This is a genomic window from Wohlfahrtiimonas larvae (assembly GCF_002006755.1).
In the GTDB taxonomy this organism is placed as follows: domain Bacteria; phylum Pseudomonadota; class Gammaproteobacteria; order Cardiobacteriales; family Wohlfahrtiimonadaceae; genus Wohlfahrtiimonas; species Wohlfahrtiimonas larvae.
Map to the genome: position 1 here is coordinate 1 of NZ_MVDO01000092.1, position 12,301 is coordinate 12,301.

General features: G+C 34.8%; 10 protein-coding genes. 6 read left to right on the forward strand and 4 right to left on the reverse strand.

Going from position 1 to position 12,301, the window contains the following annotated elements:
* The coding region (locus BZK14_RS05725; RefSeq protein WP_143691369.1) for a siderophore ABC transporter substrate-binding protein at positions 1 to 666 on the forward strand (666 nt) is incomplete at its 5' end.
* Between the two features lie 23 nt (positions 667 to 689).
* Complete coding sequence (locus tag BZK14_RS05730; protein WP_077925599.1) at positions 690 to 2,864, forward strand: TonB-dependent receptor; 2,175 nt, start codon at positions 690 to 692, stop codon at positions 2,862 to 2,864.
* 424 nt (positions 2,865 to 3,288) lie between these two features.
* On the opposite strand, the gene BZK14_RS05735 is transcribed toward BZK14_RS05730, so the two are convergent.
* Positions 3,289 to 4,314, reverse strand: a complete 1,026-nt coding sequence (locus BZK14_RS05735; protein WP_245831186.1) for a DUF6602 domain-containing protein — start codon at positions 4,312 to 4,314, stop codon at positions 3,289 to 3,291.
* Between the two features lie 170 nt (positions 4,315 to 4,484).
* Between BZK14_RS05735 and BZK14_RS05740 the strand changes: the two genes are divergently transcribed.
* The 4 genes from BZK14_RS05740 (at position 4,485) to BZK14_RS05755 (ending at position 8,933) form a co-directional block, all read left to right on the forward strand.
* The gene (locus tag BZK14_RS05740) at positions 4,485 to 5,036 is read left to right on the forward strand and encodes a hypothetical protein (RefSeq protein ID WP_077925600.1); all 552 of its coding nucleotides are present in this window, start codon (positions 4,485 to 4,487) and stop codon (positions 5,034 to 5,036) included.
* An 8-nt stretch (positions 5,037 to 5,044) separates the two neighbouring features.
* The gene (locus tag BZK14_RS05745; RefSeq protein WP_077925601.1) at positions 5,045 to 6,040 is read left to right on the forward strand and encodes a tyrosine-type recombinase/integrase; all 996 of its coding nucleotides are present in this window, start codon (positions 5,045 to 5,047) and stop codon (positions 6,038 to 6,040) included.
* Position 6,041: 1 nt separating this feature from the next.
* Complete coding sequence (locus BZK14_RS05750; RefSeq protein WP_077925602.1) at positions 6,042 to 6,851, forward strand: hypothetical protein; 810 nt, start codon at positions 6,042 to 6,044, stop codon at positions 6,849 to 6,851.
* Between the two features lie 66 nt (positions 6,852 to 6,917).
* Entirely contained in the window at positions 6,918 to 8,933 is a 2,016-nt protein-coding gene (locus BZK14_RS05755; RefSeq protein ID WP_077925603.1) for a P-loop NTPase fold protein, read from the forward strand.
* A gap of 184 nt (positions 8,934 to 9,117) precedes the next feature.
* Here the strand turns inward: BZK14_RS05755 and BZK14_RS05760 are convergent, their stop codons facing one another.
* Genes BZK14_RS05760 through BZK14_RS05770 form a run of 3 tightly spaced genes read right to left on the reverse strand, consistent with a single transcriptional unit; the run spans position 9,118 to position 12,276 of the window.
* Positions 9,118 to 9,321: a helix-turn-helix transcriptional regulator gene (locus BZK14_RS05760; RefSeq protein ID WP_077925604.1), complete on the reverse strand. Its 204-nt coding sequence runs from the start codon at positions 9,319 to 9,321 to the stop codon at positions 9,118 to 9,120.
* Positions 9,322 to 9,329: 8 nt separating this feature from the next.
* Complete coding sequence (locus BZK14_RS05765; RefSeq protein ID WP_077925605.1) at positions 9,330 to 11,954, reverse strand: toprim domain-containing protein; 2,625 nt, start codon at positions 11,952 to 11,954, stop codon at positions 9,330 to 9,332.
* 1 nt (position 11,955) lies between these two features.
* Entirely contained in the window at positions 11,956 to 12,276 is a 321-nt protein-coding gene (locus tag BZK14_RS05770; RefSeq protein ID WP_077925606.1) for a thioredoxin family protein, read from the reverse strand.
* Between the last annotated feature and the right edge of the window lie 25 nt (positions 12,277 to 12,301).

Below are 12,301 nucleotides of genomic sequence, written 5' to 3' on the forward strand. Positions count from 1 at the left end.
GCAATTGTACAACCAAATATGGAAAAGGTTTATGCAACGCGCCCTGATTTAATCTTGATCACATCATTACAAGCAAACCATTACAAAGAATTAACGCAAATTGCTCCAACCATTCATTTTGATGTGGATTATAAAGATAGCCAATCTGCCCACATTGAAGTGATCAAAAAGCATCTTATGGATTTAGGCAAAATTTTCAAAAAAGAAAAGTTAGCACAACAGAAAGTTGATGAGATCAATGAAAAGGTTAAAGAAACTTTAAACATCACACAAAATCGCCCTGAAAAAGCGCTCATCGTTTTACATAACAATGGCTCATACAGTTCGTTTGGCTTGAAATCTCGCTATGGATTTGTGTTCAATGATTTGGGTGTCAAACCTGCAAGCCCAGAAATTGATACAGCATTACATGGTCAGCCGATTTCTAGTGAATTTATCCTCAAAACGAATCCCGACATTATCTACATTGTGGACCGTACTGCTGTGATGGAAAGTCGACCAACCATCAATGCAGAAAGCTTGAGTAATCCACTCTTAAAAGAAACCAATGCTTGGAAAAATGGCAAAGTGATTTTTGCTGATGCTGAAGCTTGGTATATCACAGCAGCAAGCCCTACTTCCCTTAAATTAATCATTGACGATGTGCTCAAAGGCTATCGTGACTAACTCAACTGCGCAAGGAAATTAACATGCAAATACCCTATCATCAAAAATCATTGGTGCTGACAGGCTTAACATTCAGCTTGCTTGTGAACATCACGCCCACATTAGCAGAAGAAAAAACAACTGAAGAAACTGACAATGTTATCACGTTGGATGCAGTTAAAGTTTATGGCGGTTTAGCTTCTGCAAACACGCCTTATTCGGGTGGACAAGTAACAACAGGCAGCCGAATTGGGTTATTGGGCGATAAAGACTTTATGGAAACGCCCTTTAACACCATTAGCTATACAGAAAAATTCATGGAAAATCAGCAAGTTTCAGACATTCAGCAAGTGATTTCAAAAACTGACCCGACAGTATTTTCAAGTGGCATTCCCGGCGAAAGCAACGAAGGTTATTCCATTCGTGGATTCAGCTCAGCTTCTGGCGATGTGACATTGAATGGCTTACCTGGTGTTGCTGGTTATTATCGTAACTTACCTGAAATGTTTGAACGAGTAGAAGTATTGAAAGGCCCTTCTGCATTATTAAATGGCATGCCACCAAAAGGTTCTGTCGGTGGTTCAGTAAATTTAGTGACAAAACGTGCAGGCGATGATCCTTTAACACGCATCACAGCGAGCTATATGTCTAAATCTCATTTTGGTGGGCACGTTGATTTAGGTCGCCGTTTTGGTCAAGATAAACAATTGGGTGTTCGCTTCAATGGTGTTTATAAAGATGGTGAAACAGCCGTTAAAAATCAGGATAAAAGAGCTTCTTTAGGTTCATTGGGCTTAGATTTCCGTGGTGAAGGCATTCGTTTATCTGCCGATGTCTATCACAGTAAAGATCGCGTAGATGGTTTAACTCGCGGAATCAGTTTAGCACCTGGTTTAGCTGTACCAAAGCCACCGAAAAAAGGTAATGTATCTTGGAACCCACCATGGGCTTTTTATGACACAACTGATAAAGGCATGATGCTTCGTGGTGAATTAGATTTAACAGATCAACTCATGGTTTATGCAACGGGTGGGATCAGTAAAACTGATTTCAATAGCCACATGGCGGCACCTTTAGTGTTTAATCAAGCTGGTGATTTCCGTACGAACTTCAGTGGTGTATCAGATAGTTGGACGCGTAAATCCATGGAATTAGGATTACAGGGTAAAGCAAGCACAGGTTCAATTAATCACCAGTTTGCCATTAACTTTACTCATTACAATGAGGATTATCGCTTAAATGGTTATAGAAGCATTGGGCCAAGTGGTGATTGGGTCAGTAATATTTATAATCCTATTTGGGGTCCAGCACTCCCACAACCTTCACCAATTCCTGCCATCAGTAAAACTAAAATGCGTTTAACAAGCTTTGGGATCGCAGATACTTTGTCAGTCTTTGATGATAAAATACAACTAACATTAGGTGTTCGCCATCAACAAGTGATGAATGAAAGCTTCAATGCTATGACAGGCGCGCGCATGGGTGAAAGATACAAAGAAAGCGCAACAACACCAGCGGCTGCTTTGGTATTCCGAGCAACAGATAAAATTTCATTATATGCGAACTACACAGAAGGCTTGAATCAAGGATCCATCGCACCTGCTACGGCAGCCAATGCTGGTGAAGTTTTTGCGCCATATAAAACGAAACAGAAAGAAATGGGCATCAAATTCGACTTTGGTGACTTTTCACAGACCATCAGTTTATATGAGATCAAACGCCCTAGCAGCTATACAGATCCAACCAGCAATATTTTCTCATTTGGTGGTGAGCAACGTAACCGTGGTGTGGAATGGAGCTTCTTTGGCTCACCATTAGAAGGTGTGCGTTTAATGGGTGGCGTTGCTTATTCTGATCCAAAAATTACGAAAACAGCGAACTCTGCAAACAAAGGTAAATTAGCAACTGGCTTACCAAAATGGCAAGGTAAATTGGGTGCAGAATGGGATATCCCACAATTGCAAGGCATGACTTTGACAGCGAATGTCACAACAATGTCCAAGCAATACATCAATGCGGATAACTCATTGTCTATCCCAGGGCACACTGTATTTGATTTGGGTGTACGCTACACAAGTAAAGTTGCTGGTAATCCGATCACTGTTCGTGCTGCTGTGACGAATGTGGGCAATAAAGCGTATTGGTCAAAGGCTAACTTCACAAACTTAGGTATGGGCGCACCGCGCACATTTAACTTATCTATGACAATGGATTTCTAAGTTAATTTTAAAATGAAACATCATATATGAGTTATTAATTTTAAAAATCATGAATAATTGCTCATATATGATTGATTACATAATTTCTACTTCTAAACTATTTAGTAATTAAAAATACATTCTTCAAAATATTTATGGCTCAGCGCTTCTTGTTCTAAATTCTGTTGAGTGACAGTATGTTCTACAGCCCCTAAAATTATCTAATTTGATGGAGGTTGATTGTATGCCACTACACTTTTTAAAGAATAATTTAATTACTTCTAAGTTACTTAAAAATTACCTTTTCATATCCGATATAAATGCATAAATAACAAATAGTTATATTAATATTTTCTGATAAGTTACTTAAGTTACTTAAATTACTTCTTTTAAGAAGGTATCTGAAAACTTTAAATAATTAGTTATATAAATACTTCTACTATTTTCAAGGTGATATGCTAAAAACCACTTGGCTTCTTTGTTCGTTAGAATCAAAAGTAAAATTTATTGTTTTATTATTCAATCCATTCTTATCAAATCTACGACAGCTAATATTACCCCACATATCTTCATAACTTTCAGCTAAAATTTTGGGGCTTACAGCATCATTATCTAGTAAATATGAACCAAGACCATTCTTGGATAATGTATTGGATATACCAGATAAAAGTGAAAGCTCTATATGATTACCCCCCACATCTAATCCAATCCACCTATGAATCTTAAAAGTAATATCAGAATATCGGACACCATTTATAATAACTTTATCTTTATCAAAAATTTGCAATTTACTCTTATCGGATTCATGTAATTTTTCTATGACTTTATCTACCGATAAGAAATCTTTAAGATAATATTCAATAAAGTCTTTATAGTAATATCCTTTATTAGAAATACACAAAACGCTAATTACTGGGTTAATATAAAAACCATCATCATATTTAGAATATCGTACTAATTCATCACCTTTAATATCTGTAGAAAAAGCAAATAAAACCGTAGGTGATCTCCCCCCAATATCCCGAAAATTCTTAAATTTATCAATAGTTGTATTTAATTCTGATGCATTTAATTTACTTTTTACCTCAAAATTATATTTAACTGCTTCTACTGGCACAAAAGCAACATCATTTTTAATATATGGGGGCAATATTTCATCATCAAATATTATAATATCCGTCTCATTAGATTGTTGCCCTCTAGCATTTTCAATAATTCCTTTGGCGATCTTATATTTGGAAGGAATAACATCTTTAATTAATAAAATAAGTTCTGCTTCATTAAGACCACCTTTAATCCCTTGATGAACAACATTCTTATTTGTATTAAAATTTGCTTTTAGTTCGCAAATTTTCAGATTAAATTTTTCAGCAATAATTCCCATATTCACCCCTTGTACGCTGATAATAAAACATTTTATAATGTTGGTTAATTGTTGCACACCATTTGGTACAAAAAATGGATCAGACATAAAAAAAGCTATTCCAAGTCATTGAAATAGCTTAATTTTTTACTAGATATTTGGTGGAGGCGGCGGGAAGATTTTTACTACTATTCATTTTACAATATTCCTATATGTTCGATTCTTGCTAAACTTAGCACCACAAATCGAAACATCATGTAGTATTCATAGGGGACAAAATGCGGACAAAATTGATTATATTGTTTTTACTGTGCTGCCTAGTTGTAGCATTCATATCAATAGTAATTTTGGTCTACAATCAAGCGGGACCAGATTCTCTTAAAATTGTATCGTTCATATTACAACTTATTGGTGTACTCGTACCGTTATCCATCATTTACAAAGAAGCATTTATCAAAATTCCACCTTTTGTACAAAGAGAACCAATAGAAGATTCTAAATCATCTTTTTTTGATTTAAGGAGAGATGCATTTAGTAATCAAGAGTGGAATCAAGCGAATCAACACGAAAGAAAAATTTTAGATCTAAAGTATCAAATTCAAGATTTAAAAACAGAAATAGACACGCTAAATTATAACTCTAAGGTTCACCAAGTTTGGTTTAGAAATATTTGGGATAACTTTGATTATCTATCAGATTACTCACCTAAGTATAAAGCTCTTGAACAATTCTACCCTTTATTTTTTGGATCAATATTAACTATATCTGGTTCATTTCTTAGTTTTTGGAATACTGAACTATATAATTTTTTAAGATTATTTTTAAATTAGGCAATAAAATGGGCACTATTCGTAAACGTGGCAATTCTTACCAGGCACGTGTCAAAATCACCAAAAACTATGTGCAGCACAATGAATCCAAAAGCTTCTCATCTAAGTTGGATGCTCTCATGTGGATTGAAACACGTGAACGTGAAATCCAAACAGGTGCAGAAAAAGATTATGATGATGGCAAAACTTTAGGTGATGCAATGTTGCGTTATGCCCAAGAAGTCACGCCCACCAAGAAGGGTGCTAAAAATGAAAAGCACCGCATTAATGCTTTTATGAATCAAGACTATTTCCCCAAAGATGTTCCTTTGATGAAACTCAAAGCGCGCATGATTGCTGAATGGCGCGATCAACGACCTATTGCCAATTCATCCAAGAACCGTGAATTATCATTGGTACGTGCAGTTGTGGAAATGGCCCGTCGTGAATGGAACTGGACTAATCATAATCCTTTAACAGATTTACGATCATTAAAAGAGCCACCACACCGCACTCGTAGAGTATCAGAAGAAGAAATTGCAGCATTAATGGAATGGTTTCAATTTAAAGACACGCAACCCACGTTACAAAAACAGGTTGTTGGCCTGATTTTCTTGCTTGCCATTGAAACAGGCATGCGCCAAAGTGAAATCACGTACTTGGATTGGAAACAAATCAAGCTGAATGATAAATACCTCACGCTTTTTGGCACAAAGAATGATGATAATCGTGATGTTCCCCTCTCTTCTCGTGCCATTGAGTTGCTGAGATTATTAAGTCCTAAAATGAGCGGGCCATTATTTAATATTAGTTCGGACAGCGTGAGCCAAACATTCCGCAAAGCAACCCGAGCTTTGGGGATTGAGGATTTAACCTTCCATGATTCACGCCATGAGGCATGTACTCGTTTGGCAAGAAAATTAGGTGTGTTAGACTTAGCAAAAATGATTGGCCATCGTGACACTCGTTCATTGATGATTTATTACAACCCAACAGCTACCGAAATTGCAAATAGATTAGGATAAAATGTTACATTCTAGAAAACCTGAAGCTTTAGCAGTAAAAACAGACACTGGTGATATTATCCCTTCTGATTTTTTTGAATCTTTAGCAAATAATGAAATGGCATTAGAAGATATGGAAAAACTTTTACCTGACATCCATATTTCCGCCATATGTAGATTTTGGATATTACACTTCCATACGTCATATGAAACATTACTATATTCATATATATCTTCAAAAGATGATATTAGTGAATATGAGCCCGTCACTAAAAATGGACAAAATCATCAAAATCGACTCAATGAACTTAAAAAAATATTGTCTTCATATGGAGTAGTCCCTGCTGATGATATTTTTGATGATTTTAATGCACTTATATCCCTTAGAAATTATCTAGCTCATGGACAATGGCATGATTTTAAACAGAAAGAATTAGTTCACAAGAGTTCATTTCCTACTAATATCAATCTACTCAACAAAGATCATCTAAAAAGAGTCAAACACATATATAACATTGTTATTCAATGCTTATTTAATAGAATTTTTGTCACATCTAGTACATATGATAAAAAGCGCATAGATGAGATACTATTATCTATTAATATTAACCCTACAGAGTTTCACAAAATCACAGATATTTCTAAATCACATAGATTATTGTTCACTCACCTAGGCGTTCCAATAGATCTCTATGATTCATGTATAAATAGTAAAAAAGAGTTAGATTTAGAAAGACTCGAATTATTACTAGAAAGACTACCTAATTTTAAAACAGATAAAATTGTAGAAATACTTAAATGTATGAGTGAGAATATCAAATGGCCATCGTGACACACGTTCATTGATGATTTACTACAACCCAACAGCCACCGAAATTGCGAATAGATTAGGATAAATATGAGCAAAAATATTAATGATACTCTAATAGAGTTTTTAACAAACCTAGAAAATAAAAATAAAATCCTTGTATTAAAAGGCAAATGGGGAGTTGGAAAAACTCATTTTTGGAAAAATTTTTTTGAAGATAACAATCTCGACAATAAAACAAAATTGTCAGACGATGAGAAACAAATTATAAGCAATGTATTACCAAATTATAGCTATGTTTCCCTATTTGGAATCTCAGATATCAATGAACTGAAAAATAAAATTTTTACCTCTTCTAGTCCTATAAAATTACACTCTTCTATTTGGAATGGTTCTATTACTAAAGAAAAAACATTTATATCAGCTATATCTTTGTTTATATTATTTTTTATATTTACCCCTTCCCTGAAAATACTCGGTGTAATGGCTTTATTAGCTTTTTTAATAGCATTCTGGTTTGATCATTTCAAACACTTATCTTTTTGGATTAATTTGTTCAAAAAAGAAACATATAAAAATATTGATAAACACTTTTTTAGCTTAAAAAATGCAGGTAAATTTTTAGATCATATTAACAAACTAGCCATTATTAAAAGGTATATCGGAGATTCTACTAACTTTATAAGCAATAACTATATTAAAGATATGCTAATTTGTTTCGACGATATTGAGCGCATAGATTCAAAATTCCCAATTGAAACCTTAATGGGTTACGCCGATGAGTTAGCACAACAAAAAAACTGTAAAATTATTTTAATCTTTAACGAAGATGAATTAGAAAACAAACAAAAAGAAACTTTTAATAAATATCGTGAAAAAATTGTAGATATTGAGCTAACTTATGCTCCAATATTAAATGAACAACTAGAAATTGCTTTTGGTAACAAGCTCACAAAATATCCGATTATTACTAAAGTAATCAATGAACAAGAACATGTAAATATTATAATAAAAAATATTAGAGTCTTAACAAAGATAAATCAGATTATTGATGATTTTATTAAAATTTCTCCAACTGATTTAGATGCATTAATCACAGAGGATTTTATCAAAAGAACAATATATTTATCTCATTGTTTTTATGAAATGAATAGCAAAGTTCCATTTGATATCATCAAGACCCCCGATTTAATAGCTGAATATCAAGAGCTCAATACTGGTATTAAAGGAACGAAAGAAGCACAGGAAGAAAGGGCTAAAGAACATGAAAAGAATAAATTTAAAGGCAAATACGATCAAAGCTCATATGATGAATTAATGCTTAAAGCCCAACAATTATACATTAATCAATACTCTGTTTTTACAGAAGAAATTATCCATACACTAGAGCATGGTTTTTGGAATCAAGAAGAGCTAAAATTAAAAATTCAAAATGAAATTAAGCGTATTAATATTATTGAAAAACAAAATATAGCTCAAAATAATATTACCAAGGCATGGGACTTATACAGGAATACATATCATGATAATTTATCTGATATTATCAATGCATTTTACGATATTATTACTTTACCTGAAAATTATCAATATCTCTCACTAATCGATTTTTTGAGCTGCTTTGATAGTTATTATTTTTTCAAAAAAATGAAAAATAAGAATACCGAAAAAGAATTTCAATTGATTGATGTATATATAGAAAGTCATAAAGAATTCATCTTAGATAAAAAAAATAATATGTTACAACATATTGATATGCACACTAACATTCTTGATCTCGACACAATGCAATATGTAGAAGGTCAAATAAAAAAATTGAAGAGTGAATACTCATCAATGGATGAGTTTGTACTAGATTTAAAACCAAACACTATTAGCAGTGAGCAACGTCAATATTTAAATTCACTAACGGAAGATGAATATTATGATTGGATCATGTCAAAAGATAATGATCCAAATCTCTATTATACTCTTGCTACAATCATTGGGTTAAGTACAGAAAAGAATACTATTCCTTTAAGAAATGCACTTATTAGGATTGGCAAACAAAATGAACTCAATAAAGATAGAATATTGAAAGCCCATAAATTAAATATTGAGGAGTATTAAATTATTATCAATAGGATACGTTATCATTCACCAAGATTTAGCTTGGTGAATGATAAAACAATCTCAAAGTCTTCTATAGCTTCTTCAACATTTTAATATTTGGTTCGATCAATGCCAACATATAAAACATCATTGACATCTAAAAATACTTCTTGTGCGGTGTTATGCAATATAAAACTTCATGTTAAATCTCCTTTCTTCTATCAATAAACGCTAAAATATCTGATCGCTTATAGCGTGGTTGGCCGTACTTCATAATTTTGATAGGTGCAGGGAAATCAGGCTGTTTCACCACTCGTTGCTTCACATGGCCAACGGACATCTGAAACATATCTGCCACATCTTTAATCGTTAATAATTGATCGTTCTTCTTCATTTCTTCGTTCATCGCATCACCTATTGACTAACTTTCTTGCCTTTATGAAATACATAACAACGCATAGCGCCAAAGCCTTTCGTGCCTTTGCTTTTGTATTCGTCATCGTTATATTTGGAATTCACAACCTTGTTGTGCTCGAGATATTTGTATCGTGATGTTTGGGGCAACATCTTTTTAACCGTTTTAATATCATCGAGTTGCTGGCGCATCTCTGCTGCCAAGCAATAAAATTGATTCAGATTAATAGAGATATACTCATCATTTCTTGAATGATTGACTGCAAAGCCTTCTGCATTGAGATATTCATAAACCTCCCAAAATTGCTCAAGTATAGGGTGATCCTGTTTCAGCTCTACATCACGCTCAACGGCAATCTTACAAATGTAATCCTCTGTCATCTTTTTGATGTGTGCAGGGATTGGCATCAATAGTGTTAAAGCATCCAATAATGCCAACATCAAACCATGGGTTAAACCGATGCGCGTTGTATGTACGCCATCCAATTGCATAATTCGGGCCTGATAAGTTTCAAACATTGCATGCACTTTATTTAAAATCGCATGTTCATTTTTCAATGCTTCCACCAAAAATCCTGATAACTCATCCATTGGCATCTGCTCCAATCGACGCGCCTTAATGCGGGATTCAGATGTATGATTACTTGTATCAAAATGCACATAAACCAATCGAGATAATAAAGCCACTTGGTTATCACGTGAGCCTTCTGTGATCGCTCGCTCATTTTGAGATAACACCAATGACCCACGGAATTTATTGGTCACTGTATTCAGCCCATTATTTTTCGCACCTTTATTGCGTAATGAACCACCGTTATATAAGGATTTCAAATCCTCTAAGCTGAAGCCTTCACACTCAATCATTACGCTTGGCAAGTTTGCAACTTGTGCCATCGTTCTAAATGAGCCGACTTTGGTATCGTTATTAGGGTTCACACCTTCATAATCACCACCGCGCCCAGTTAGCTTCCACATGAATTGTAGAATAGTGGATTTACCTGCGCCTGCCTCACCTGTGAGCTCCAAAAAAGGAAAACCCTTATAAACCTCACGCAATTGCTCTGCAAAATACGAACCCAACCAAAATGCCAATACCGTTAAACCTTTATGGCCAAACACATCCATAAAATCTTGTGACCAATTATTTTGATATTCCATGCTTGGCTCAAACTCAGGCATATCAAAAGTTGTTTTAATATTTTGATCTCCTGGCAACTCAAAATATTCTTCTTTATTGAGTTTATGCACCTTGCCATTTTTAACTGCAAAGTCCTTAAAGATATATGCGCCAATCTCTTTGGTATAACCCATGAATGGAATGGTTTTGATGTCACGAATGCCTTGTGTTTTGATCTTATAAATCTGATCAGAATGCTTGGTTTCACCTTCAAAAATTGCACCACTCAATGTATTCATGATGCGTGCTTTAAACTCACCTGCACTGGATAACTGCTTAGGCGAAAAGGCATCCTTATTGCGTTTTTTACCCATGATCACCTCAACAAAATAAAACAATTCGTTGGTATCAATCTCTTTTTGGGCATATAAAATATTAGTGATACAGTTGGCAATCTCTATGATGTTACAAGCGGATTTAAATGCAGTTTCCTCCTCTTCATCATTTTTAGAAATGGCTTCCAACATACTTTTAACATCCACTTTCGCCCAATATGTTTTGGAATTGAACTCAATGAAAAACTGCTGTTTTTCATATTTCTGATACATCAAATAAGCTTTTTCCATCGGTGATGCTGCTACCAACACCGCACCATGATGAAAATAATCCTCTAAATGCTCATCGCTCAATTCATCTTTTAAGTGCTTATCATTCCAATCATCTTTTGAATTGGTGATGGCAACTTTAATGGTATAAAAGCCAATCTCATCACATTGATCTAACCATTTCAGTGCAGATTGTCTGCCCTTTTCATCTGAATCCAATGCGATCACAATGCGTAAGCGTGGATTCTTTTGGTAGATTTGTGTCAATGTTTCGCTAGGAAAGTTATTCGCACTCATAGCACTGATGGCAGCAATGCCATGATGTTTCAATGCTATCGCATCAAATATACCTTCAACCACCCACAACTCATGGATTTTAGTGACATCCAAATCTTTAGGTTGCCAAGCCAATCCTTTATAAGAATATTTAGGTTTGAAGTGTGCTTTTTTATCAAAGCTCTCTAAGTTTTCAATCAATCTTTCCCAATGACCATCGCCTGGCATTGCAAAGCGAACCGTTGGCGTAGATACTTTCGTGATATAATCCAAATATGTTTCTTGCGTGAAATCACCACATAATGCAGTATTAAAGCCCCTTGCTTCCCTCAAGTATGCTTTCGCTATTGCACGTGAATCGGTTTCCATTTCAACTGCATAACGCTTAGAAAAATTCTCAAACACATCAGGATAACGATCACGTGCGGATACTTCATAACCGCACGATGTGCTATCACACTGAATCTTCCAAGGATTATCCCCAAAGATCCACAATTTCTTTTTGTTACAACTTGGACATAAGCCATCTTTATAATGCTGGCCACCGCCCTGCTGTTTCGCGCCTGTTTCCGTCATGAAGCGGCGAACCACTTCATCACGTTGGCTTTTATCCATTTCTTTAAACATATTAGATTTCGCCTGTCATATAGTTTAAAAACTGCGTATAGCCACAACCACGATTGGTTTCTTTCTTCTGCTGAAACACAACAAATGATGGTGCAACAATAATATTGAAGCGGTGAGCGATCGCTTTGCCTACGCTGTTTGGGCTCATATCAATCTGAACACACGCAATATGTGGATGTTTCTTGCTGAACTCATCGAGCATGTGCAGCATCTTTTTAGATGAAACGCACTGATTACGTGTGAATAAAATGATGCTTGGCTCATTGTCTGTGATGTTTTTGAGCGTAATGCCGTTGGTGACTGTAATGACTGAACTAATCATGATTCACCTGCTTAACTTTTTCTAA

What these genes read in the sequence shown, in the direction of transcription:
- BZK14_RS05730 (WP_077925599.1), top strand. Translation starts at nt 690, where the DNA reads ATGCAAATACCCTATCATCAAAAATCATTGGTGCTGACAGGCTTAACA.
- BZK14_RS05735 (WP_245831186.1), bottom strand. Translation starts at nt 4,314, where the DNA reads ATGTCTGATCCATTTTTTGTACCAAATGGTGTGCAACAATTAACCAAC.
- BZK14_RS05740 (WP_077925600.1), top strand. Translation starts at nt 4,485, where the DNA reads ATGCGGACAAAATTGATTATATTGTTTTTACTGTGCTGCCTAGTTGTA.
- BZK14_RS05745 (WP_077925601.1), top strand. Translation starts at nt 5,045, where the DNA reads ATGGGCACTATTCGTAAACGTGGCAATTCTTACCAGGCACGTGTCAAA.
- BZK14_RS05750 (WP_077925602.1), top strand. Translation starts at nt 6,042, where the DNA reads ATGTTACATTCTAGAAAACCTGAAGCTTTAGCAGTAAAAACAGACACT.
- BZK14_RS05755 (WP_077925603.1), top strand. Translation starts at nt 6,918, where the DNA reads ATGAGCAAAAATATTAATGATACTCTAATAGAGTTTTTAACAAACCTA.
- BZK14_RS05760 (WP_077925604.1), bottom strand. Translation starts at nt 9,321, where the DNA reads ATGAACGAAGAAATGAAGAAGAACGATCAATTATTAACGATTAAAGAT.
- BZK14_RS05765 (WP_077925605.1), bottom strand. Translation starts at nt 11,954, where the DNA reads ATGTTTAAAGAAATGGATAAAAGCCAACGTGATGAAGTGGTTCGCCGC.
- BZK14_RS05770 (WP_077925606.1), bottom strand. Translation starts at nt 12,276, where the DNA reads ATGATTAGTTCAGTCATTACAGTCACCAACGGCATTACGCTCAAAAAC.